General features: G+C 44.4%; 19 protein-coding genes and 2 tRNA genes. 6 read left to right on the forward strand and 15 right to left on the reverse strand.

Going from position 1 to position 23465, the window contains the following annotated elements; all coding sequences use genetic code 11:
• Positions 1 to 6 precede the first annotated feature (6 nt).
• The gene (nqrF, locus tag C7120_RS10430; protein WP_107621620.1) at positions 7 to 1275 is read left to right on the forward strand and encodes an NADH:ubiquinone reductase (Na(+)-transporting) subunit F; all 1269 of its coding nucleotides are present in this window, start codon (positions 7 to 9) and stop codon (positions 1273 to 1275) included.
• A gap of 116 nt (positions 1276 to 1391) precedes the next feature.
• Here nqrF and C7120_RS10435 read toward each other — a convergent pair.
• The 4 genes from C7120_RS10435 to C7120_RS10450 all read right to left on the reverse strand — a co-directional run bounded on the left by C7120_RS10435 (position 1392) and on the right by C7120_RS10450 (position 2557).
• Positions 1392 to 1463 (reverse strand) — tRNA-Glu (locus C7120_RS10435).
• A gap of 29 nt (positions 1464 to 1492) precedes the next feature.
• Positions 1493 to 1579: transfer RNA gene (locus tag C7120_RS10440), tRNA-Ser, on the reverse strand.
• Between the two features lie 176 nt (positions 1580 to 1755).
• Positions 1756 to 2226 (reverse strand): 23S rRNA (pseudouridine(1915)-N(3))-methyltransferase RlmH, encoded by a 471-nt coding sequence (gene rlmH / locus C7120_RS10445; protein WP_107621621.1) that lies wholly within the window; start codon positions 2224 to 2226, stop codon positions 1756 to 1758.
• Positions 2198 to 2557: a DUF4491 family protein gene (locus tag C7120_RS10450; RefSeq protein ID WP_369916886.1), complete on the reverse strand. Its 360-nt coding sequence runs from the start codon at positions 2555 to 2557 to the stop codon at positions 2198 to 2200. Before C7120_RS10450 ends, rlmH begins: the two co-directional genes overlap by 29 nt.
• A 124-nt stretch (positions 2558 to 2681) precedes the next feature.
• Between C7120_RS10450 and C7120_RS10455 the strand changes: the two genes are divergently transcribed.
• Positions 2682 to 4430: a phospho-sugar mutase gene (locus C7120_RS10455; RefSeq protein ID WP_107621622.1), complete on the forward strand. Its 1749-nt coding sequence runs from the start codon at positions 2682 to 2684 to the stop codon at positions 4428 to 4430.
• Between the two features lie 242 nt (positions 4431 to 4672).
• Here C7120_RS10455 and C7120_RS10460 read toward each other — a convergent pair whose 3' ends face one another.
• The 4 genes from C7120_RS10460 to hisG all read right to left on the reverse strand — a co-directional run bounded on the left by C7120_RS10460 (position 4673) and on the right by hisG (position 9526).
• Positions 4673 to 6148 carry an anaerobic C4-dicarboxylate transporter gene (locus C7120_RS10460; protein WP_107621623.1) on the reverse strand — a complete coding sequence of 492 codons (1476 nt, stop codon included), beginning with the start codon at positions 6146 to 6148 and terminating at the stop codon, positions 4673 to 4675.
• Between the two features lie 191 nt (positions 6149 to 6339).
• Positions 6340 to 7374, reverse strand: a complete 1035-nt coding sequence (gene hisC, locus C7120_RS10465) for a histidinol-phosphate transaminase (RefSeq protein WP_107621624.1) — start codon at positions 7372 to 7374, stop codon at positions 6340 to 6342.
• Positions 7375 to 8667: a histidinol dehydrogenase gene (gene hisD, locus C7120_RS10470; RefSeq protein ID WP_107621625.1), complete on the reverse strand. Its 1293-nt coding sequence runs from the start codon at positions 8665 to 8667 to the stop codon at positions 7375 to 7377.
• Positions 8668 to 8674: 7 nt separating this feature from the next.
• Positions 8675 to 9526, reverse strand: a complete 852-nt coding sequence (gene hisG, locus C7120_RS10475; RefSeq protein WP_107621935.1) for an ATP phosphoribosyltransferase — start codon at positions 9524 to 9526, stop codon at positions 8675 to 8677.
• 110 nt (positions 9527 to 9636) lie between these two features.
• On the opposite strand from hisG, the gene C7120_RS10480 reads away from it, so the two are divergent.
• Together C7120_RS10480 and C7120_RS10485 are read left to right on the forward strand one after the other, a co-directional pair.
• Entirely contained in the window at positions 9637 to 10824 is a 1188-nt protein-coding gene (locus tag C7120_RS10480) for a transglycosylase SLT domain-containing protein (protein ID WP_107621626.1), read from the forward strand.
• 252 nt (positions 10825 to 11076) lie between these two features.
• The gene (locus C7120_RS10485) at positions 11077 to 11259 is read left to right on the forward strand and encodes a DUF4250 domain-containing protein (protein ID WP_107621936.1); all 183 of its coding nucleotides are present in this window, start codon (positions 11077 to 11079) and stop codon (positions 11257 to 11259) included.
• Positions 11260 to 11499: 240 nt separating this feature from the next.
• Here C7120_RS10485 and C7120_RS10490 read toward each other — a convergent pair whose 3' ends face one another.
• Both C7120_RS10490 and C7120_RS10495 read right to left on the reverse strand, forming a co-directional pair.
• Positions 11500 to 12603: an AAA family ATPase gene (locus C7120_RS10490; RefSeq protein WP_107621627.1), complete on the reverse strand. Its 1104-nt coding sequence runs from the start codon at positions 12601 to 12603 to the stop codon at positions 11500 to 11502.
• 2 nt (positions 12604 to 12605) lie between these two features.
• Positions 12606 to 14123: a DUF4301 family protein gene (locus tag C7120_RS10495; RefSeq protein ID WP_107621628.1), complete on the reverse strand. Its 1518-nt coding sequence runs from the start codon at positions 14121 to 14123 to the stop codon at positions 12606 to 12608.
• Between the two features lie 115 nt (positions 14124 to 14238).
• Between C7120_RS10495 and C7120_RS10500 the strand changes: the two genes are divergently transcribed.
• The gene (locus C7120_RS10500) at positions 14239 to 16449 is read left to right on the forward strand and encodes a bifunctional (p)ppGpp synthetase/guanosine-3',5'-bis(diphosphate) 3'-pyrophosphohydrolase (RefSeq protein ID WP_107621629.1); all 2211 of its coding nucleotides are present in this window, start codon (positions 14239 to 14241) and stop codon (positions 16447 to 16449) included.
• Here C7120_RS10500 and C7120_RS10505 read toward each other — a convergent pair.
• On the reverse strand, positions 16444 to 17064 hold the full coding sequence (locus tag C7120_RS10505; RefSeq protein ID WP_107621630.1) for a TetR/AcrR family transcriptional regulator: 621 nt from the start codon (positions 17062 to 17064) through the stop codon (positions 16444 to 16446). The genes C7120_RS10500 and C7120_RS10505 overlap by 6 nt on opposite strands.
• 130 nt (positions 17065 to 17194) lie before the next feature.
• Here C7120_RS10505 and C7120_RS10510 point away from each other — a divergent pair, with 130 nt between their 5' ends.
• Entirely contained in the window at positions 17195 to 19483 is a 2289-nt protein-coding gene (locus C7120_RS10510) for an NADP-dependent malic enzyme (protein ID WP_107621631.1), read from the forward strand.
• Positions 19484 to 19740: 257 nt separating this feature from the next.
• Here C7120_RS10510 and C7120_RS10515 read toward each other — a convergent pair whose 3' ends face one another.
• Genes C7120_RS10515 through C7120_RS10530 form a run of 4 tightly spaced genes read right to left on the reverse strand, consistent with a single transcriptional unit; the run spans position 19741 to position 23438 of the window.
• Positions 19741 to 21381 (reverse strand): dipeptidase, encoded by a 1641-nt coding sequence (locus tag C7120_RS10515; protein WP_107621632.1) that lies wholly within the window; start codon positions 21379 to 21381, stop codon positions 19741 to 19743.
• Positions 21382 to 21407: 26 nt separating this feature from the next.
• A complete protein-coding gene (locus tag C7120_RS10520; protein WP_107621633.1) occupies positions 21408 to 22385 on the reverse strand; it encodes a DUF4296 domain-containing protein in 978 nt (325 codons plus the stop codon).
• A complete protein-coding gene (locus C7120_RS10525) occupies positions 22375 to 23055 on the reverse strand; it encodes a lipoprotein signal peptidase (RefSeq protein ID WP_107621634.1) in 681 nt (226 codons plus the stop codon). The genes C7120_RS10520 and C7120_RS10525 overlap by 11 nt, the downstream gene beginning before the upstream one ends.
• A gap of 2 nt (positions 23056 to 23057) precedes the next feature.
• Positions 23058 to 23438, reverse strand: a complete 381-nt coding sequence (locus tag C7120_RS10530; protein WP_107621635.1) for a molecular chaperone DnaK — start codon at positions 23436 to 23438, stop codon at positions 23058 to 23060.
• Positions 23439 to 23465: the final 27 nt, after the last annotated feature.

A 23465-nucleotide genomic window follows, 5' to 3' on the forward strand; every position in this document is an offset into this window, starting at 1 on the left:
ATTGCCATGGAACTGTTTATTCTAAATAGTGTTGCTGTATTTCTGGTTACCATCTTACTTCTTGTGGTCATCCTACTCATAGCCAAGAAATATCTGAGCCCGAGTGGGAATGTAAACATTAAGATTAATGGCGATAAGACAATTAGTGTAGAGCAAGGTAATAGTCTAATGTCTACCTTGAACGAAAATGGCATTTACCTCTCTTCAGCCTGTGGCGGCAAAGCCAGCTGTGGACAATGCAAGGTGCAAGTCCTTGAAGGTGGTGGGGAAATCTTAGACTCAGAGCGTCCTCACTTTAGCCGCAAACAGATTAAGGAACATTGGCGCTTGGGATGCCAATGTAAAGTTAAGGGGAATTTGGCAATAAAGGTACCCGAATCAATTCTTGGGGTCAAGGAGTGGGAGTGTACCGTTATCTCCAATAGGAATATATCAAGCTTTATCAAGGAGTTTAAGGTTGCCTTGCCTCCTGGAGAACATATGAATTTTGTGCCCGGTTCTTACGCCCAGATCAAGATACCAGCATATGAGTGTATTGATTACGATAAGGATTTTGATAAAGGCATGATAGGAGATGAATATATAGGGACATGGCAGAAATTTAATATTCTATCGTTGAAAGCCCATAATCCCACGCCAACTGTCCGTGCATATTCCATGGCCAATTATCCGGCAGAAGGCGATATTATAATTCTTACGGTGCGCATAGCTTCAACACCTTTCCTTCCGCGGCCACAAGTGGGGTTCGAGAATGTACCCACAGGTATAGGCTCATCCTATATTTTCTCTCTCAAGCCCGGAGACAAAGTAATGATGAGCGGCCCATACGGAGACTTTCATCCTCACTTTGATTCAAAAAAAGAGATAATATGGATTGGTGGAGGAGCAGGCATGGCACCATTGCGTTCACAAATCATGCATATGCTGAAAACTCTGCATACCCGAGACCGAGAGATGCACTTCTTCTACGGAGCCCGTGCTTTAGTTGAGGCGTTCTTCCTTGAAGACTTCTGGGAATTGGAAAAAGAGTACCCCAATTTTCATTTTCATTTATCCTTAGACCGTCCTGATCCCAAAGCGGATGCAGCCGGAGTTAAATATTATGCAGGGTTTGCGGTTAACTGCATACGGGATACTTACTTGAAGAATCATGAGGCTCCAGAAGATTGTGAATACTATCTTTGTGGGCCACCGATGCTGATAAAGACCGTTACTGATTACTTAGACAGCTTAGGAGTTGATTCCGACTCTATTCTATATGATAATTTTGGATAGACCTGCCATATTCCCCACTCCTTTCGGGCGGGGAATTATTAGATTCATGCTTTTTTCCAAAAGAAGATTGAAATCATATTAAAGGAAAAAGCGTTTCGGATAAGGAAACGCTTTTGTAGTCGGTACGAGAATCGAACTCGTATGCCAAGATTGAGAATCTTGTATCCTAACCGTTAGATGAACCGACCGTTAGTGCATTTGGCATCATACCTGTCTGCGGAAGGAGGGGGATTCGAACCCCCGGTACGGTAACCCGCACGGCAGTTTAGCAAACTGCTGGTTTCAGCCACTCACCCATCCTTCCCGGGATCGTTTCCGATTTGCCAAGCATCGTTTCAAATGCGGTGCAAAGGTAAGGCTTTTATTTTAATTCTGCAAATCTTTTCTGTGTTTTTTTGCTAAATAATTGATTTCCATCCTAAGCTGGCATTGGTTGCCATCAGATATGGTCGTTAAACATGAAGCCATAGCTATGGAATGCTATTCATGGTGGTAAGGTTCGCCTTTTATAATTGTACAAGCCCGATAGAGTTGTTCCGTGAAGATTAGTCTTACCATCTGATGGGAAAAAGTCAGGAGGGAAAGGCTCAACTTGCCATTTGCACGATTATATACATCTTGTGAGAATCCATAAGGCCCCCCAATAATAAAAACCAGCTCGCGGGATGTGCGTTGTTTCCGTTGAAGCCATGATGCAAATTCCACACTACGAAACTCTTCTCCATGCTCGTCTAACAGGATTACAGTATCAAAAGGAAGAACTTGTTTCAAGATAAGCTCGCCTTCCTTCTCTCTTTGCTGATTTTCCGAGAGATTTTTTGTATTCTTCAGTTCCGGAATCGTAATTACATCAAAGGGCATATAATGGTTTATGCGCCCTACATAGTCCTCGATTCCTGCCGCGAAATGCTTGTTGGCGGTTTTACCGACAAGAATCAGCTTCGTTTTCATTTTTCCTGTCTATCCAGAGTTTCACCTCATCTGCTTTCTTATAATAGTTCTTTCGTTTGGGATTTTTGGGAAACCAGCCTTTTTCACAACGCTTTTTCTGCTCAAAGATTTCGCCTATTGACCAAAGGCATGAGGCGCCAAATACGCCATGGAGGGCCGACACCAGTACATTCTCAATAGAAAAGGCCGCAAAGATGGCAAGGCATCCCAAGATCAAGAACACCCACCAGGGTTTAGTTCCAAAGTAATATTCCACCTTGATTACAATTGGGTGGAACAATCCAATAATTAGGAAAGTAGTGATTGCTATTATGATGCCGGTAAAATACATTTTGATCTGTTTATCGTAATTATGTGCAAATTTACTAAAAAAAGGGATAAAGAAGCTATAAAATACCAATAAAAATATTATCTTTGCAAATATAACATTCTTATTCACAAACAATTTAATTAATATGGAAAATAACTCAGAACTTATTGCTCGGTGTGAAGAACGCGCCAAACAATGGTTGTCGCCGTCCTTTGACGAACAGACCCGTAAAGAAGTTCAGACCATGTTGGACAATGACGATAAGTCAGAACTTATTGATTCATTCTATAAGAACCTGGAATTCGGAACTGGTGGGTTACGCGGTATTATGGGAGCCGGTACAAATCGGATGAACATCTATATTGTGGGCATGGCCACTCAGGGCTTTGCCAATTACCTGAAGAAAAACTTTGCCGATCGGGCGCAGATATCCATTGTGGTCTGCTACGACTGCCGCAACAATAGTGATGTTTTTGCCCAGACGGTCGCAAACATATTCTCTGCAAATGGCATCAAGGCATATATTTTTGAGGATATGCGTCCTACTCCGGAGTGCTCTTATGCCATTCGGAAACTGAAATGTCAGGCAGGCGTAAATGTAACGGCGAGCCATAACCCGAAAGAATACAATGGCTACAAAGCCTATTGGGAGGATGGCGCACAGGTTCTCGCACCGCACGATGCCGGTATTATCGAGGAAGTAAACAAGGTAAAGATTGAAGATGTCAAGTTTGAAGGCAACAAGGAACTCATCCAAGTTATCGGAGAAGATATCGACAGGCCTTACCTTGAGGAAATCAAGACCTTGAGCATAGATCCGGAAGTCATCAAGCGACAGCATGACCTGAAGATAGTTTATACCCCATTGCATGGAACCGGCATGACTATGATTCCTCGTTCCCTGAAATATTGGGGCTTCGACAATGTCCACTGCGTAAAGGAACAGATGGTAAAAGACGGCAACTTCCCGACAGTGGTCAGTCCAAATCCAGAGAACGGAGAGGCACTGACATTGGCTATCCGCGACGCGAAAGAACTTGACGCAGACATCGTAATGGCATCCGACCCGGACGCAGACCGCGTCGGCATGGCTTGCAAGAACGACAAGGGGGAATGGGTGCTTATCAACGGCAACCAGACCTGTCTGCTATTTCTATATTATATCATCACTAACCGTAAGAACAAAGGCCTCCTGAAGCCGAGCGATTTCATCGTAAAGACCATCGTTACGACCGAAGTTATCAAGAAGATTGCGGACAAGAACCACATTGAAATGCGCGATTGCTACACTGGTTTCAAGTGGATTGCCCGTGAGATTCGCATTTCAGAAGGCAAACAACAGTATATTGGTGGGGGAGAGGAAAGCTATGGCTTCCTGGCCGAAGACTTTGTGCGCGACAAGGATGCTGTCTCGGCGATGAGCTTGCTTGCTGAAATCTGTGCCTATGCGAAAGATCAGGGAAAGACCTTATATGATTTGCTGATGGATATCTATCTCGAATATGGCTTCTCCAAGGAATTTACCATTAATGTGGTACGCCCGGGAAAGGCCGGGGCTGACGAGATTAAGCAGATGATGACCAATTTCCGTAATAATCCACCTAAGGAGCTCGGAGGTTCAAAGGTCGTTCTGTGGAAAGACTATGAAACGCTTGAGGCTACTCATGAAGATGGCAGTAAGCAAAAACTCGACATGCCCGCAACAAGCAATGTACTCCAGTGGTTCTGTGATGACGGCACGAAAGTCAGTGTCCGTCCGTCTGGCACAGAGCCAAAGATAAAGTTCTACATTGAGGTGAAGGGAAAAATGAACTGTGCCAGTTGCTATACTCGCTGCGACAAGGATGGGGCCGACAAGATTGCAGCTATCAAAAAAAGTCTCGACCTTAATTAATCCCGATATAAATTAAAACTCATACTAAGGAGCATCCTCTCTGGGGACGCTCCTTTCTCTTGTTGTCAATAAGACAAAATCGGCGACTTTGTGCGACGAAATCGGCGATTTTGTCCGACGATTTCGCCGATTTCGTAAATCAAAAAGCTGCCATTCACAATTGAGTTTATCGGTAACCACACATAAACGGGCTATCTCTACCGATTTTCTTGAATGTGGGGAAGCTCGCACATCTCATATCGCTAAATCCACCCAATGGAATGGAAGAGGAATGCAACGCCGTAGCCACAGATGGTAGAAGTAACAATAGAGATCAATCCCGGAACCATGAAGGAATGGTTTAGCAGATATTTGCCGATGACTGTCGTGCCAGAGCGGTCGAAGTTTACGGTTGCAATATCCGACGGATAGTTGGGGATGAAGAAGTAGCCGTAGACGGAAGGCATGATGCCGAGCAATACCCAGCCGTCAATTCCAAGAGAATATGCCAAAGGCAACATGCTTACGACAACAGCTCCCTGTGAGTTGATGAGAACCGATACAAGGAAAAAGGCAAACGCCATAGACCATGGATAGGCTTTCACAAGGTCGGTCAGCATAGCCTGCATCTCGGGTTTATAGTTGTCGAAATATGTATTGGCCATCCAGGCAATACCATAAATAGCGACTACGGCAACCATACCACTTTGCCATACGGAACCGGCAATGGCTTTCTTCGGCTTGGCCTTACAGAAGAGAATCATCAACGCGGCGGCCGAGATCATGACAATTTGGATGACAAGGTTCATTGTCAGATGTTTGGGAACTGTCTCCGTTACACCTGCAAGAACTACGCCGGCTTTCGCCAACTGCTTGGCAGATTCCGTAACGCCATTGGCCAGCGTGATCTCTGCCGGTCCACCTTTGACAACCGTAACCTCATTCCAAGAGGGGAGAATGTTATGGCCAGCCATCGTAAAGACGGAAAAGAGGACGATGAGTCCAAGGGCCGCGAGGAAGATGTAGACGGCCCGCTTGCTTTCCGGGGAAATTTCCTTATCCAAGGTCGTAGCGCTGCTGCCGTAAATGTAGTTATACTGTACAGGATCTTTCAAGCGAGCCTGAAACTTAGGATCCTTATCCAAATCGAGACCGCGATTCCAGCTATAGGCCACGGCCATCAAAATACCAATGATACAGGCTGGAATTGTAACCATGATAACCTGCAGATTACTCACATTATAGCCATTCTCCGCGGAAATAGCAGAGAATGCGACAACGGCAGCGGCTATAGGCGAGCAGGTAATACCAATCTGCGAGGATATGCTTGCAATACTGCAAGGCCGCTCAGGACGGATGCCCTTCTTCAGCGCAATATCACAGATTATAGGCATCAGTGTATATACCACATGCCCGGTTCCGACCATGATGGTGAGGATAAATGTTGTGAAAGGAGCTAAGAGCGTGATGCGGTCCGGATGCTTGCGCAGTAGCTTTTCCGCAATCTGAATCATCCAGTCCATGCCTCCTGAGGCCTGCAGCATACCCGCGCAAGTTACGGCGGCAATGATGATGTAGATAACATCTGTAGGAGGAGTGCTGGGCTCCAATTGGAAACCGAAAACAAGAATGGCCAAGCCAATACCGGAAATTGCTCCAAGCGCCAGCGAGCCATAGCGGGCTCCTACCCAAAGAGCCAGTAATACTACCAGCAATTCAATTAGCATTAATAGTGTCATAGACTTTTAGTTTTATGTGTATTTAAGTTTCATATCAATCATTTTGCTGGATATATATCGCAAAAATACGAATTAATAATGAAACCGCATGTTTTTTTCGATCGTTTTTTTCTTGAAAAAGAAGCATAGGACACACAACACACTGATGATGCGCTTCTTTTACATCCCTATGGGGCTTGTATCTCGCACAATCAAAAAGTCCTCAAAGCAGCAAGTAATTCGCTGTTTTCGCTTTTAGTGCCGACTGTGATGCGAAGGCAATTACCACAAAGTGTGATCTTGTTGCGGTTCCGGACGACAATCCCTTTTTCCACGAGATAATTATAAATACCTTGCGCATCGGTCATCTTAGCCAAGAAGAAGTTCGCATCAGTAGGATAAACTTTCACTACGCAAGCCAAATCACGGAAAGCGCATACCAATCGAGTGCGTTCATTTAATATGGTCTTCACCCAATCTTGCACTTGATAAGGATCTCGTAAAGCTTCTATGGCCTGATTCTGGGTAAGCAAATTCACATTATAGGGATACTTCACCTTATTGAATAAATAAATAATATCCCTTGACGCAAATGCCATTCCCAAACGAATTGCCGCAGATCCCCAAGCCTTGCTCATTGTGTTCAAAACGATAAGATTGATATACTTCCCCAATTCAGAGCGGAAAGTCTGCTGTTTGGAGAAGTCGCTATATGCCTCGTCTACGACAACAATCCCTTGAAAATCTTGTAATACCCCTACGATCTCTTCGCGACATATATTATTAGCAGTAGGATTATTTGGAGAACAAATCCAGATTAGTTTTGTTTTCTCATCGCATGCAGACAGCAATTTTCCCGCACTGATTTGATAATCCGCATCAAGAAGGACCGGCCTATACTCCACATTATTTATATCAGCACAAACCTTATACATCCCATATGTTGGCTCAATGGCAACCACATTGTCCTGACTTGGATTACAAAATATACGATATGCCAAGTCTATCGCTTCATCGGAACCATTACCCAAAAATATATTTTCTGCGGGAACACCCTTTACTTTACTAACCTGGGCTTTTAGCTCCAGCTGCAGAGGGTCCGGATAGCGATTGAAAGGGGAATTGTATGGATTCTCGTTTGCATCAAGAAACACATGAGCTGCCTGCCCGGAATATTCGTTTCGCGCGCTACTATAGGGAGCTAATCCCCATATATTGGGCCGTACTAATTCCTCAAGTTGTTTCATTTATTCGTCGTTTTTCAAATTATTCATCCGCACGCGCATAGCATTCGCATGTGCTTCCAGGTGTTCGTTTTCTGCCATTACTACAACAGACCTTCCTATAGACCGTATTCCTTCTTTTGAAAGATGCTGGAAAGTTATCTTTCGACAGAAAGAATCGAGATTCACTCCACTATAAGCAATCGCATAGCCATGCGTAGGTAATGTGTGATTAGTGCCCGATGCATAATCTCCAGCGCTTTCACATGAATACTCACCAAGGAAAACAGAACCGGCGTTGATAACATGTTGGACCATTTCATCATAATTACTAACGGCAAGAATCAAGTGTTCGGGAGCATAGGCATTGCTTAGTGCTATGGCTTCCCGCCAATCATGTACGAGAATAAACTTACTGTTTCCTAACGATTTCTCGACGGTCTCTTTCCTCGGAAGTGCATTTAATTGTCTGCCCACTTCCTCTTCAACGGCCATGAGAGTTGCTTCAGAAGTTGTGATAAGAATTGCTTGGGAGTCGCTCCCATGCTCTGTCTGTGAGAGAAGATCTGCGGCTATATACATGGGATTGCTTTTCTCATCCGCAATGACACAGACCTCAGAAGGACCAGCTGGCATATCTATGGCAACTCCTTGAGTTTGGACTTGTAACTTTGCTGCCATAACATATTGGTTCCCAGGGCCAAATAACTTATATACTTGAGGAATACTTTCTGTTCCATAAGCCATCGCCCCAATAGCTTGGATGCCCCCAACTTTATAGATTTCGTCAACACCAGCCACCTTTGCGGCTACCAGAATTGCAGGATTAATTTTTCTTTCTCGGTCTGGAGGAGTGCATAGAATAACTTTTTTGCATCCCGCTATTCTGGCAGGGATAGCCAGCATGAGTACAGTAGAGAACAGAGGAGCGGTACCGCCGGGAATATAAAGCCCAACCCTATCAATAGGAATACTCTTCTGCCAGCATACGACTCCTCGAGCTGTTTCTATTTTTTCTCCATTAAACACTTGTTTCTCATGAAAGCGCAGTATGTTATCAGAAGCCTGTTGTATGGCACCCTTTAAGTCGGAAGAAACTAAAGAATCCGCCTCTTGGAATTCTTCTGCCGACACTCTCAATGATTTCAATTCCACATGGTCGAATGTTCGACTGTATTTCCTCACCGCTGTATCTCCATGCAACTTTACATCCAATAGAATCTTGCTAACCGTTTCATTAAGTTTTGAGAAATCTAAATGAGAACGCTCAACTATTTCTGTCCACTCCTCCTCAGTCGGGTAGATATATTTCTTCATACAAATTTTATAATATCATTTTTTCAATAGGGGAGACAAGGATTCCCTGCGCTCCCAACTCTTTAAGTTTCCCGATGATTTCCCAGAATCTCTTTTCATGTAACACGGTATGAATCGAACACCAGTCTGTATCAGCCAATGGAATAATTGTAGGACTCTTAATACCAGGAAGCACTTCTGTAATTTCCTTTACTTTATCCTTAGGAGCATTCATCATGACATATTTCTTGCCCATAGCAGAGCGAACAGCCGCAAAACGGAACAACATATCCTTGAGAATCGCCTTTTTATCGACTCCCATCTGCTTGTTACCAATGAGAAGCGCTTCGCTGTTCATGATAACTTTAACTTCTTTCAAATTGTTATGCACCAATGTAGAGCCAGAGGATACGATATCAAAAATTGCATCGGCCAACCCAATTCCCGGACTAATCTCAACACTTCCTGTAATTACATGTATATCTGCATTAACCCCTTTGCTTTTCAAAAAGTCCCTTAAGATGGTAGGGTAGGAGGTTGCAATCTTCTTTCCCTTGAAATACTCAATACCACTATACTCCTCTGTTTTTGGAATAGCCAGGCTCAAACGACATTTGGAAAACCCTAATCTTTCTATGATTTCTGCATCCTCCTGTTGCTCACAGAACTCATTCTCGCCGACAACTCCAATATCCGCGACACCATTTGCAACGCTTTGGGGAATGTCATCATCACGAAGGAAAAGAACCTCAAGAGGGAAATTGCTACTTTTGACAAGCAATGTACGCTTACTTGGAGTTATCCTGATATCTGATTCCGAGAGTAAATTCATCGTGTCATCAAAAAGACGACCCTTAGACTGTACTGCAATTCTCAACATTTTCAATGTAAAACTTTCTAAGTCCAATAACTTAATTAATCTCAATTTCACAGGCAAATTTACTATTTTCTGCCCGATTTAGCAAATATTGTTGTACTTTTGTGCCAATCATGTACAGAATTGGATTTGTATTCACTCTCATTACAAGTTTCTGCTGCTGCGTCGGATGCAAAGAAAAGAAGCCTGAACTGTTGACTCCATGGGGCACTCCAATGGAGCAAAGTATAGATTCCATTTCTGTCGATATGAGCCTAAGCGACATCGTCAATAATGGAGAACTTATCATGCTAACCCTTACGGGGCCGGAGAATTATTATGACTACCATGGACATGGCATGGGTACACAATATCTGCTGTGCGAGAAGTTCACACAAACGATAGGGGTTGCACTAAGAGTTGAAGTCTGTAGAGACACGACCGAAATGATACAACGACTCGAACGAGGAGAAGGAGATATTATAGCATGCGCATTGCCTATGTACAAAAGGAGCGGGCTTCTTTATGCTGGTGTAACAGATCGCACAAAAGGCACTTCATGGGCCGTAGAAAGAAAGAATAAAGAGTTGGCAGATACCCTGAATAAATGGTTTAAGCCTGGAATGCTGGCAGAAGTTAAAAAACAAGAAAGTTGGATGCTGTCAACCGCAAGCATCACAAGGCATGTATATTCTCCAATGCTCGATAGAGGCAAAGGGGTTATCTCAAATTACGACCACCTTTTCCAAAAATATGCTCCGATTGCCCGCTGGGATTGGCGTTTATTAGCCGCTCAATGCTATCAGGAAAGCACATTTGACCCCAAAGCCCATTCATGGGCGGGTGCTTGCGGACTCATGCAAATCATGCCTTCTACGGCCGAGATGCTTGGGTTATCTCACGACCAATTGTATGAACCCGAGCCAAACATAGCTGCCGCGGCACGATACATTAGTCAAATCAACGCGAAATTTCAAGATGTTCCAAACAGGATGGAACGAATTTCCTTCGTACTTGCAAGTTATAATGGCGGTTACAGCCATGTTCGTGACGCAATGGCATTAGCGAAGAAATATGGAAAAGATCAGTATAGATGGGTCGATGTGGGTGGATTTATATTGAGATTGAGTGATTCCAAATTCTATAACGACCCTGTGGTTAAGTATGGTTACATGCGAGGTTCTGAAACTTATGATTATGTGCAGCGGATTCAGGCGAGATGGAATGAATATCGCGGGATTTCCAGCGGCGCGGGGTTTCATGTCTCGCCGGGAGTGGTAACCCCACAACGAGCTACCAAGAAATATAAATACCATGTTTAAATGCCTTCCGGATTGTTTGCCCTGGGTAGGGCGGACATCTTTAATCGATTTTATTTATTTATCATAATGCCGATTATGTTGAAAACATCTATTGCAATCTGAGCAGAGGCTGTTGGCAATCTTGCTAGAAGAGGCATCAATTGTTTAACATCAAGAAATGTGATTGTTTTTAAGAATTTAGCATTACTTTATTTGAGTTATCCAAAAATGCGACTTAAATTTGCAGTTGCCAATTTTAAAAGAAAGCTAAATATGGATAGATTACCAAATGATTTGCCGATGCTGGTATCGGCTATCAATTTCTTGTTGAGAGACAAGGAATTTGATAACTTGGACCAGATTTGCTTTGCCTTTAGCCAAGACAGAATGGAATTAGAGCAAAGACTGGCTAAGGCTGGATATCATTACGATGCACAGGACAAACGCTTCTGGTAAACCGGAACGATCTTAAATTATGATAAATAGGAGGCATGTCGAGTGATATGCCTCCTATTATTTATACGGGGAAACAATTTTTGCCCCAAAGCAAGTAACTGACTGATGGACAAGTTCGGCGAAATTGTGAGACAAAATCGCCGATTTTGTCCGACGAATTCGGCGATTTTGTCATGCTGCAAGCGGCAAACAACAATTCCCCTTATTATTTCCTTGATGAAAAAATGGTGCCGATTCTGTCTATTGGTTTCTTAATGCTAAATTATAATTGTAGTATTCCTTACGCCCGGTTATATCTTCAACGACCTTTATAAACGGCGGGAAGTTTACCATTTCATCAGACGCAACTCCTTTTGTCTCAAGTATTTGCATTCCATTGTTAAAGCGATGGTATGAATCAAGTTCAAAATATTGTCCTTTCCAGATAAAGCTTTGGCGAGTCTTTTCTATAGTCTGGCGATAAGGATCGGCCTGTTGAAGCAACGAATCGTAAAGGTTATTGCTTACCTGACGCTCCACTTCCACCTGCTCATTATTAGGAAGGCGCTTAATAGTTGTATGCACATTCACGCGTTTACCCTCCCAGATGCGTTTACGCAAGCGCACTTCCGCGCCCGGTTCTGCCGTGAGATAGGTCTGAATTATCTCACTCTTGACAGAATCGGGTATTTCGCCGATAACCTCTACCCTATACTTTCGTTCCTCCGTAATGGGCTGCGGCAGACCGAGAACCGATGATATTTCCTTGAGCACACGGTTTATTTTGTTCTCGAAATTCTCATGATTATTGATGACACGAAGATGGGAGTGCCCGGCCCAAGCCTCCATGACGCGCTTGTCCAAATGCCTGGCCACGGCGAGTCCCTCGTCGTCAGCCCTTTCCAGGCGTTGCGCATTCGTCGCCGTCGTATAGAATTTTTCTGCACCGTCCGCAGCACTCACCATGTGGATTACGGCATCATATCGCCAATCTCGTAATTCCATGGTCGAAGTCCCGACTTCTGAAGTAATCTTGTTCCATGTAGTTTGGTCCATATATGCAGAGATATCCAGAGCCCCCCGATCACATATGATAATAGAGGGTTGAGTGCATTGCTCTGCCATTCGCGTGAATTTATCCTCAAGAGCCAGCTGAATTTCCAAGGTAGATTTCTCTCCTTCATAGAAAAAGGCCTTGTTGTCGGTCAGGTAGTCCATACCAGCCTGCGTGAACAGCGTAGGCACCTCTGGAATGGTGAACACCTTGAAGCCCAAGGAAGAGAAATGTTCTATCACCTTCACCAAAGCCGTTGTCTTACCTGCGCATGGCCCGCCGGTAAGCACGATTTTCTTTATACTTTTCATTCCTATTGATGCTCTTCCCTCAACAGATCGTTAACGGTCTTTACAGGATTGAATGTAATCAACGGAACCTCTATGAATAGGGTGTTCCAATCGCTCATCGCCCCATTCCACAATCCTGGCAATTCCAGGGCCAGGAGTTCTTTGCCATTTTTGCTTTTGCTGCTGACGAAGCCTGTCATAGGATCTACATACTTGGGCAGGTCAAACTTCCTCCCCTTATAATTCTTTGTTGCGCAAACAATATCTACAGGGTTAAAGTGCGTCCCTTCAGTGAACATACGCATATAATCCGGATTGTTCTTGTCAATCTGCGAACTCTCCAATATTTGCAATGATACCGAACCGTCTGCGTTCTTGACAAGGAACGGGCCACCGCCGGCTTCGCCTTGATTCTTTACGACACCGCAAACGCGCATCGGGCGGTTCAATTTGTCATGCAAATAATTTACAAGTTCTGCGTCCTCCATATCCTTGATGTCCGGGCGACGGCAACACAAATCTCGTTGGACGAAACGAATGATCTCTTCTATCTGTTCATGGTTGTATTCACCGCTGTCCAATAATTCGAGATAGCCAAAGGCTTTCTGCTGTAATGTTACAAGAATTCCGGCAAGGATATTCTTATATAATGTAGTGTCTCCCTTTAGTCTGTCAGGCACCACATTGTCTATATTCTTGATAAATACGACATCTCCGTCAAGGTCATTAAGGTTCTCGAGTAAAGCCCCATGGCCTCCGGGACGGAAAAGCAATGTGCTATCCTCGTTACGGAACGGGCTTCCGTCAGGATTTGCGGCAATCGTGTCAGTGCTTGGTTTCTGCTCCGAGAAACTGATATTATAGGTTATGCCGAACCGCTCTTCATATTTTGCTTTCTTTTCTGCCACCTTTTGCTCAAAGAGTTCAAGATGGTCATGGCTTACAGTAAAGTGAACATCGGCCTTACCATTACTGTTTGCATATAGCGCAGCTTCCACCAAATGCTCTTCCATTGGAGTGCGAGGCCCATCCGAGTAATGATGGAATAGCAGAAGTCCCTTGGGAAGATTGCCATAATTCAACCCTTTGGCCTCAAGCAGATTAGCGACAACAGCTTTGTAATTACCTGTCTCAATAAGCTCCTTGATTCCTTTTCCCTCATTCTCTTCGCATTTATCGCACAGATCCTTGGCAAAGGCAAAGCATTCTATATGCGCAAAGAATTGCTTCTCAAAGTCCGTGGTAGGAACCTCATAGTCTGCTGCCAGGAAGGCGAACAGATCTTTGAACATGCGACTGGCCGCGCCAGACGCTGGAACAAACTTAACTATCTGGTGGTCCTGAGCCTTATATTCATTCCAATTATCTATATAATGCTCACAATCTTCCTGATCTGGCTGGAAGATTCCATTCCCTACGGAGGCCGCAGCTTCAAGAACTAAGAACGGAAAGCCTTCCCTGATCTGTTGTAATTGATGCTCCACCTGCCCGACACTATTGCCTCGAGTCTCAATTTGCTTAATATCGTTATTCGTAAACATAATTATTTAGGTTTTATTTATTTTCCGTAATATATCACCCACAAATATAGTTACTTTTTCTGAAAAAAGGAAATCTTTCCATCATTTTTTGTACCTTTGCAACATCAATGCATATATGAGCGAGATATTTGAATTCACCCTTGCTGAAAGGCAACAGGCCATAGCAATCCTCAAGTGTCTTAAACAGTCTATTGGAGGCACTCTGAAGATGGATGATGAGCAAAAAATAGAAAAATTGCTCACTGCTGCCATCAGGCAGAATCAAATCCAAAGGGACATTTTCGGACTGAATCCTATACTCACTGCGCTACAGACCGCCGAGCTTGCCGTGAACGACATCGGATTGAAAAGGGACGGAGTGGTCTCTATCCTACTCTATTGCACAGTCATCAATGGCTTCACCACGATTGAGAAAACAAAACAAGACTTTGGTGAAAGTGTTGCACATATCATCCATGGGCTTACACGCCTTCATGAACTATATAAGAAAAATCCCGCCATTGAAAGCGAGAACTTCCGCAATCTTCTCCTCTCTTTTGCTGAAGATATGCGCGTCATCCTAATCATGATCGCCGATCGTGTCAACTTGATGCGCCAGATTCGTGATACGGAAAAACTTGAAGCAAAAAAACAAGTAAGCGAAGAGGCGAGCTATCTCTATGCCCCACTTGCTCATAAACTTGGCCTTTATCAACTGAAGTCAGAGCTCGAAGATCTATCCTTGAAATACTTGGAGCATGATGCCTATTACATGATAAGGGAAAAGCTCAACGCAACCAAAAGAAGCCGTGATGCCTACATAGAGAGATTTATCAAGCCCATCAGTAAGAAACTTCAGGTTGCAGGCTTGAAATTCCATATGAAAGGCCGGACAAAGAGCATACATTCCATATGGCAGAAAATGAAGAAGCAACATTGTGGCTTTGAGGGTATATACGACCTCTTTGCTATTCGCATCATCATCGACAGCCCATTGGAAAAAGAGAAGATGCAGTGCTGGCAAGCCTACTCCATCATTACCGATATGTATCAGCCCAACCCTAAGCGGCTTAGAGACTGGCTCAGCGTGCCAAAATCTAACGGCTATGAAAGTCTGCACATCACGGTGCTGGGACCGGAAAGCAAATGGGTGGAAGTGCAAATACGCACAGAACGGATGGACGAAATAGCAGAACATGGCCTGGCGGCTCATTGGAGATATAAAGGCGTCAAGAGCGAAGGCTCCATAGACGACTGGCTGGCAAGCATCCGGTCCGCCCTCGAGGCAGGAGACAACCTGCAGGTGATGGACCAATTTAAAATGGATTTATATGAAGACGAAGTCTATGTGTTTACCCCAAAGGGCGATTTGTTCAAATTCCCCAAGGGCGCAACGGTGCTGGATTTTGCCTACCATATCCATACAAAAGTAGGAAGTACATGTGTTGGAGGAAAAATAAATGGCAAGAATGCATCCATCCGTGATATTCTCCATTCAGGTGATACGGTCGAGATTCTGACGCAAAGCAACCAAAAGCCGAATGCCAACTGGCTCAATATTGTCAAAACTTCCAAGGCAAAATCGAAGATTCGATTGTCTTTGAAAGAAACCCAGGCTAAAGAAGGACTACTTGCGAAGGAAATGCTGGAGCGCCGTTTCAAGAATAAGAAACTTGAAATGGAGGAAAGCGTGATGAATCACATGATCAAGAAGATAGGGTTCAAGGAAATGTCAGAATTCTACAAGCAAATTGCAGAAGGAAAGCTTGACCCTAACCAGATTGTCGAGAAATATATTGAGACAAAGGAACACGATCAGAATTCGAACTCCACGAAAGCCTCTTTGTCAGCGGAGAATTTCAGCTTTGAAGGCCATGAGGGAGATAGCAGCAAAGGAGAAGACGATGTATTGATTATTGATCGCAATTTGAAAGGGATTGATTATTCTCTTGCTAAATGTTGTCATCCCATCTTTGGAGACCCCGTATTCGGATTTGTTACCATCAGTGGAGGCATAAAAATCCATAGGATAGATTGCCCTAACGCGCCGGAACTGCGCAAGCGCTTCGGCTATCGTATCGTAAAGGCTAAGTGGTCCGGCAAGGGAGCCTCGCTATATACGATTACGCTCAGAGTTGTTGGCAATGACGACATTGGAATTGTAAGCAACATTACAAACATTATCTCAAAAGAAGAAAAAATCGTGATGCGCTCGATTAACATCGACTCCCATGATGGGTTGTTCAGCGGGAATCTGGTTGTCATGATTGATGATACTTCTCGCCTCGAGAATCTTATCAAGAAAATCAGAACTGTTAAGGGTGTGAAAATCGTCAACAGACTATAACTCTTCTAACATCTGATCCACGACTTTTACTCCCTTGGGGGTGCAAATGCCCCTGATTAAGAGTAAAAACACATTGCGGAATATGTGTTGTAATGAATATTGCTTGTAGAGTTGTATCTGCATTACATGCAGCATAGTTGCCTGCCCCATACGAGAAACAATATCGAAATTGACATCATCCCTAAAGAATCCCTCCTCTACTCCTTTCTGCAGGAATTCCTTGCTCTTAGACTGATTCTCCTCATGTAGTTCGGCCAGAAAAGATAACGCATTCGGGAATTTATGTATATCAGAGAAATATAGTGGGCTTACCGTGGCAAGACTTCGCATTTGCATCTTGAAAAACTGGACAAGAACATCTATAACGCTACGGCTCCCTGTAGTCATAAACCTCATAAATTCCAAGTCCATCGCCTCGTGTTCAGCCCTCAAGCCTTCCAACAAGAGCACCTCCTTGTTGGGATAAATCTCATATAAGGGACGCTTTGAAATGGAAAGATTATTTGCAATATCATCCATTTTAACTTGTTTGATACCATTCTTCTTGAATTCCTTAATGGACTCTTTTAATATACGCCCTTTAAGTTCCTGACGGTAAGCTGTAACTTTAGCCATAGCAACTCTTTTATTCTTTCTGCTGCAAAGTTATAAAAAACATCAAAAACTCGCACACATTTCTTAGTTTTTTCTTACCTTTGTAAAACGAATGTATATACCCAAGCTATATAAATAAAACATAATATCTATGGTTAAAGTTACAAAAGAAGCTGCCTTGGAATATCATCAAATGGGCAGACCAGGAAAGATTGAAGTAAAGCCAACCAAGCCATTCCACACACAAACGGATCTCAGTTTAGCCTATTCGCCGGGAGTGGCATTCCCATGTCTGGAAATCCAGAAGAATCCCGATGACGCCTACAGATATACTGATAAAGGTAATCTTGTGGCGGTAATATCCAATGGCACTGCCGTCCTTGGCTTAGGCGATATCGGCGCGCTAAGCGGAAAGCCGGTAATGGAAGGAAAAGGTTTGTTGTTCAAGATTTACGGAGGCATAGATGTCTTTGATATTGAAGTGGACGAAAAGGATCCCGAGAAGTTTTGCGAGGCTGTCGAGCGCATAGCGCCTTCGTTTGGAGGTATCAACCTTGAAGACATTAAAGCCCCGGAATGTTTCTATATAGAGAACCGTCTCAAACAGACACTTGACATTCCGGTTATGCACGACGACCAGCACGGCACGGCAATTATCAGTGCCGCAGGTTTAAAGAATGCGCTGGAAGTTGCCGGCAAAGATATTGCCAAAGTAAGACTTGTCGTCAATGGTGCGGGAGCAGCAGCGATTAGCTGTACGAAACTATATTGTGCCCTTGGCTTGAAAAAGGAAAATATCATCATGCTCGATTCCAAGGGGGTCATTACTTCTGATAGGAAAAACCTTAATGAACAAAAGAAACTCTTTGCAACCGACCGCCGAGATGTGCACACCCTGGAGGAAGCCATCAAGGATGCAGATGTCTTCGTCGGACTGTCTAAGGGCAATATCCTGACTCAAGATATGATTCGCTCCATGGCCGACAATCCCATTGTGTTTGCACTTGCCAATCCCGTTCCGGAAATCAGCTACGAAGACGCAATGGCCAGCCGGCCCGATGTGCTGATGTCGACAGGCCGTTCTGACTATCCCAACCAGATTAACAATGTCATAGGGTTCCCCTACATCTTCCGCGGGGCGTTAGATGTGCATGCCAAAGCCATTAATGAGGAAATGAAAATGGCTGCCGTGCATGCTATTGCCGATTTGGCAAAGCAAGCTGTTCCCGATATTGTCAATGATGTCTATCATGTCAATGACTTGACATTCGGTCCACAATATTTTATCCCGAAACCTGTAGATCCTCGCCTGATCACGGAGGTAAGCGCAGCTGTAGCCAAGGCTGCGATGGCCAGCGGCGTTGCCCGCACTCCCATCAAAGACTGGAAAGCTTACAAGGAAAACCTCCGCCAACTACTGGGACAGGAGACTAAGCTTACGCGTACCCTCCATGCCACGGCCGCGATGCATCCCCAGCGTGTCGTGTTTGCCGAAGGGGGACACTCCACCATGATGAAAGCTGCCGTCCAGGCTAAACAGGAAGGCATCTGTGAACCCATCCTGCTGGGCAATCCCGACCGTCTGACCCGTCTTGCCAATCGATTGAAACTGGATCTTTCAGACATCCAAATTATCGATATGCGTGCCGACAAGGAACAGGGGAGGCGTGCTACATACGCGAAGCACTTGGCAGAAAAGCGTGCACGGCAAGGATACACATTCGAAGAGGCTTATGATAAGATGTACGAGCGAAACTACTTTGGCATGTCAATGGTGGAGCATGGAGATGCCGACGCGTTTATCACAGGACTCTATACGAGATATTCGAATACCATCAAGGTAGCTAAGGAGGTGGTTGGCATCCGCCCGGAATTCAACACTTTCGGCACCATGCACATCCTAAACACAAAGAAGGGAACCTTCTTCATTGCCGACACACTCATAAATCGGCACCCCGATGAGAATGTTCTCTACGATGTGGCTAAGCTATGCGCCCAGTCTGTCAGCTTCTTTAACGAAAAGCCCGTCATTGCCATGATCAGTTATTCAAACTTTGGAACAGACAGCACCGGAAGTCCCCAGCGTGTTCACGAAGCAGTAAGCAGGCTTCAAAAAGACTTCCCCGATCTGGCTATCGATGGGGAAATGCAGGTGAATTTCGCTCTTGACAGAAAACTCCGGGATGCTAAATATCCGTTCACCCGCTTAAAGGGCAAGGATGTGAACACACTGATTTTCCCTAACATGAGTAGTGCAAACGGCGGTTATAAACTTCTACAGGCTCTTGATCCAGACACCGAGATCATCGGTCCCATCCAGATGGGATTGAATAAGCCGATACACTTTACAGACTTTGAATGCTCCGTCCGCGAGGTTGTCAATATCACTGCCATTGCGGTCATTGACGCCTATGTAGAGAGAATCAAGAAAAAACAATAGGCACAAAAAGCGCATCCCGAATCCTTACTCTGGGCAAGAATCGTTTTCAACGACCATCTTGCCCAGACTTGGATATAACCGTAAGTATTCTTACAAACCATTTGTAATCTTATTACAAGCGGTGTGTAATCCCCTTACACATTGCTTGTAATTCTGTAGGAAGCTATCAACAGAGATTAAATTTGCAAGATTTTCTGGTGCAAAAAGAAGAGTGCCGACTAAAACATGGTCAGCACTCTCCTTGATATCAGGTGTGGTTATTCTGGCTGTTTGAATTTGTCCCCTGTCTCCTGTGCCAGTTTGCGGGCATATTCTGTAGGAAAACCTTCGCGAACAACCTTGGCTCCAAGGCCCGTCTTTGTCCGGAGAAACTTGCCGTTCTCTGTCGGTTTTACAGCCATATCATTATATTTCACTATCAGATATACTGCCAATTGCTTCCAACGGGCCAACATCTGCTGCGCCTTCTCATTGCTATACTCATTCAGATACTTCAATGCCGCAGCCTTATCTGACGCATAGAGCGACTTTGCTTTTGCCTCTACCGATGGCTGCAACTCGAAATAGTTTCTTTCCAAAGAGTCTCTTACTTCCCGAAGAGTTGGGAACATCTGCGAATAACGAGGATAAACCATATTGCTCACCCAGTTACATACCCAGAACGCATTCTTGTCAGAGAAGGTAACGGCGTCAGCTCCCGGCGTGTTGTAACATTCCGGCTGAATCGTATTTCCACAGTAAACCGGGGTATAGGCAACCATGTTACCATCATCGTTTCCCCACCATATGACGCCTCCAATCTCGCGGGGCAGCCAAGCGCGCATCTGTGAAACATAGCTGAACCCTGTCTGTTGAGTGCTCGTAGGGCGCTCGTTGAAATACTTCTGCCCGTTTATCGTGAATGAAAGTGGAGTCGGCCGATAAGGCATCTGCCAAATACCTCCCCCCATGTCAAGCGTATCCATGGCAAGTGGCGTTCCCTCATAGTGATCACGCATGCAGGCTTCCACTTCCTGTACGCTCACCTTATGATCTGGGATAATCCACAAGGGCATGTCTTCAGCCTTAGGGTCTTTGCCCAATGCCCAGGGAAGATAACGGTCAAACCCTTTATCAAAGTGACGGAAGAAGGCCCAGACGCGGGCGTCGCAAAAGCGTCGGCCGCCAAAGTCCGGGGCTGCATATACCCACTTCCAGGAGAAGTCTTTGTCTTTACCAGAATACCACCCTTTAGAGCGGGCAAACTTTATGACATCCTTCGAATAAAGAACATTCTTCTTGTCGTTCATGTCAAACTTCCCGATACGGCTCTGGTTGGCGTGTGCGCAGATTGCATTGTCAGGCACTCTCATGGCAACCCATACAATTCCTTTTGAGCCTGGTCCTTTCCCCATCATCTCCATAATCCATGCCTCATTGGCATCGCAGATGGTGAATGTCTCCCCGCTGCTGTTATATCCATAGGTCTCAGCAAGAGTAGTCATCACGGAGATGGCCTCCCTGGCAGACCTTGAACGCTGCAATGTGATATAGATAAGGCTCCCGTAATCGAGAAGACCGGTAGAGTCAACCATTTCCTTGCGGCCGCCATATGTCGTTTCACCGATGGTAACCTGGTATTCATTAATATTACCAATCACATTATAGGTTACAGATGCTTCTGGAATCTCCCCATGGTATTCGCCGGTATCCCAGTCATATACTTGGCGCATTGCCCCTTTCTGGTGAGTTGCAGCCGCAAAATGGCACAGATTCTGAAACATGCCATAGTCATCTGCATTATAAGTGCAGATGACAGAGCCATCAGTACTCGCTTTCTTGCCGACAATGAAATTTGTGCAGGCTATTCCTGCCGTCGAGATTGTCAATAGAAACGATAATAGAATTTGCTTTCTCATATTTAAAGTGGTTAGTTATTATTTCATTACCTTACGACGGGCTTGTTTATCGATGGATTATCGGGAAGCGCCTCAGTCTCCTTCGTTTTTTGCGAGTGATTTGGGGTCTCCCCCACTCGTGGTGGAGGAAGGGATGCGTTGGCAGAAGAAGGCATGCGTCCATCTGAAAGACGGAGCTGGTCGAGAGCCTTGAGAGAATCTTGCATTTTTCTTTCCTTCTCAACCTTTTGGTTTTCATGCATACGGATAAGTTGGATGTTATTTATGAACATCAATTGGAGTGTAGTAGATGAAACATCATCTGCCTGAGACTGATTGAGAATGAAATACCCCCTCACCTCTTTAATGCCGAGATGAGTCTCATCTGCCAATGTCAAGCGAAAATGGTTGCTATTCGTTAATTGGGTATTTGTAGTGGCAACACTGTCATTGGTAAATCGCATGGAGATAATCACTGCGCCATTCCTCATTCCATCTTGATAAATAAAGTTCGCGTCAAAATTAAGCATTAGCTTATCCCCTTTGTGGAAGCTGGAATCTGTTTTGAAAGAGAACGACTTATGATTAAACGGAACTTTTGGCATCAACATGAATGATTTTTCCCCAGCCCAAATATTAGCCGTATCCCCAGCGGCTGAAAGTGCGCTGTATTTATTTAACTCCGATTCACTGGCACCCAATGCCTCGGCCTCTTTCTTATAGCGTTCAACAATATTCTCATAAATTTCATAAAGCTCTCCCGTATGACGCATATAATATACCAAAGAAGAGTCAAACAGCTCTTGAGTTACTTCATATTTACGAAAGACGGCATCTTCATAAGTCCGTTCGTCAATAGAGCGGGATGCACTCCGCTCTGCCATCGTCTGGGCCAAATGGTAATCATAAAGGATATCCTCCATGTCTCGCTTTGAAAGGACCCCATCTGGCAAAGATGGTTTACAACCAGATAGAAATAGTAGCTGGATTGCAAAAAGGACCCATTTCATCGGATTATTTCTCATCGGATTCTATCTTGTTCATCATGTCTTTGTCTGCTCGACCTTTCTTAGAAGTAAGCAACTCCTCCAAATCTTTTCTACAGAAAAGAAGCAGCAAGACTACCCCTACGGAAACACAGGCATCAGCAAAGTTAAAAACTGGCGAGAAGAATACGAAGTCTTCTCCGCCGACAAACGGCATCCATGAAGGCCAAGTCGTTGTGATAAGCGGAAAGTAGAACATATCTACTACTCTTCCTGTCAGGAAATCTGCATAACCGGTACCGAAAGGAACGAATGTTGCGACGGCATAAGGCGTAGATTCACTAAATATCAGACCATAAAATGCACTGTCAAGAATATTTCCTGCCGCGCCTGCCAATATCAGAGAAAGAAATACGATAAAGCAAGTGCGGGCACCCGAGTTCACTTGCTTCCAAATATACCACCCTAACCAACATGAGACAACGACACGCATCAAACTCAAGAAGAGTTTGTTGATGAATGTCATGCCAAATGCCATGCCCTTATTCTCGATGAAATCGATGAAAAACCAATTTGTGATCTGGATAGACTCTCCTAAATACATATTGGATTTCACGAGGATCTTAATCGTCTGATCAATGACGAGGAAAATGACTATAAGGAGGATGGACAGGCAGCCATTGCTAAACTTCTTTTTATGATAGTTCATTCTCAATGCTTGCGGGCATTTTTAGATGCGACACTCAATGTGGCATGAGGAACCGCACGAAGACGCTCTTTGGGAATCAATTCACCCGTAAGGCGATCCACCCCATATGTTTTGTTTTCGATGCGCATCAAGGCTGCCTCCAATCCCTGGATGAATTTCTGCTGCCGATAGGCCATAGTTGTAAGCTCCTCTTTCGTCTGTGTAAGGCTTCCCTCTTCCAAAGCCTTATAGGTAGGAGAAGTGTCATCCACATCATTGGTGTCTTGATTCATTAACTGGCGCATCATCTTGTCATAACTCTCGTGCGCTATCTCCAATTTCTGATTAATTATAGTGCGGAACTCTTCAAGCTCTTCATCACTATAGCGTTTTTTTGTTTCCATTAGCTTAAGACTGAAATTAGTTATTGA

Source organism: Prevotella sp. oral taxon 376, assembly GCF_003043945.1.
Taxonomy (GTDB): Bacteria; Bacteroidota; Bacteroidia; order Bacteroidales; family Bacteroidaceae; genus Prevotella.

Coding starts and splice junctions, on each gene's coding strand:
- C7120_RS10490 (WP_107621627.1), bottom strand. CDS start 12,603: ATGAAAAGTATAAAGAAAATCGTGCTTACCGGCGGGCCATGCGCAGGT.
- C7120_RS10500 (WP_107621629.1), top strand. CDS start 14,239: ATGAGCGAGATATTTGAATTCACCCTTGCTGAAAGGCAACAGGCCATA.
- hisD (WP_107621625.1), bottom strand. CDS start 8,667: ATGAAGAAATATATCTACCCGACTGAGGAGGAGTGGACAGAAATAGTT.
- nqrF (WP_107621620.1), top strand. CDS start 7: ATGGAACTGTTTATTCTAAATAGTGTTGCTGTATTTCTGGTTACCATC.
- C7120_RS10510 (WP_107621631.1), top strand. CDS start 17,195: ATGGTTAAAGTTACAAAAGAAGCTGCCTTGGAATATCATCAAATGGGC.
- C7120_RS10525 (WP_107621634.1), bottom strand. CDS start 23,055: ATGAACTATCATAAAAAGAAGTTTAGCAATGGCTGCCTGTCCATCCTC.
- C7120_RS10480 (WP_107621626.1), top strand. CDS start 9,637: ATGTACAGAATTGGATTTGTATTCACTCTCATTACAAGTTTCTGCTGC.
- C7120_RS10485 (WP_107621936.1), top strand. CDS start 11,077: ATGGATAGATTACCAAATGATTTGCCGATGCTGGTATCGGCTATCAAT.
- hisG (WP_107621935.1), bottom strand. CDS start 9,526: ATGTTGAGAATTGCAGTACAGTCTAAGGGTCGTCTTTTTGATGACACG.
- C7120_RS10460 (WP_107621623.1), bottom strand. CDS start 6,148: ATGACACTATTAATGCTAATTGAATTGCTGGTAGTATTACTGGCTCTT.
- hisC (WP_107621624.1), bottom strand. CDS start 7,374: ATGAAACAACTTGAGGAATTAGTACGGCCCAATATATGGGGATTAGCT.
- C7120_RS10530 (WP_107621635.1), bottom strand. CDS start 23,438: ATGGAAACAAAAAAACGCTATAGTGATGAAGAGCTTGAAGAGTTCCGC.
- C7120_RS10505 (WP_107621630.1), bottom strand. CDS start 17,064: ATGGCTAAAGTTACAGCTTACCGTCAGGAACTTAAAGGGCGTATATTA.
- rlmH (WP_107621621.1), bottom strand. CDS start 2,226: ATGAAAACGAAGCTGATTCTTGTCGGTAAAACCGCCAACAAGCATTTC.
- C7120_RS10515 (WP_107621632.1), bottom strand. CDS start 21,381: ATGAGAAAGCAAATTCTATTATCGTTTCTATTGACAATCTCGACGGCA.
- C7120_RS10455 (WP_107621622.1), top strand. CDS start 2,682: ATGGAAAATAACTCAGAACTTATTGCTCGGTGTGAAGAACGCGCCAAA.
- C7120_RS10495 (WP_107621628.1), bottom strand. CDS start 14,123: ATGTTTACGAATAACGATATTAAGCAAATTGAGACTCGAGGCAATAGT.
- C7120_RS10450 (WP_369916886.1), bottom strand. CDS start 2,557: ATGTATTTTACCGGCATCATAATAGCAATCACTACTTTCCTAATTATT.
- C7120_RS10520 (WP_107621633.1), bottom strand. CDS start 22,385: ATGAGAAATAATCCGATGAAATGGGTCCTTTTTGCAATCCAGCTACTA.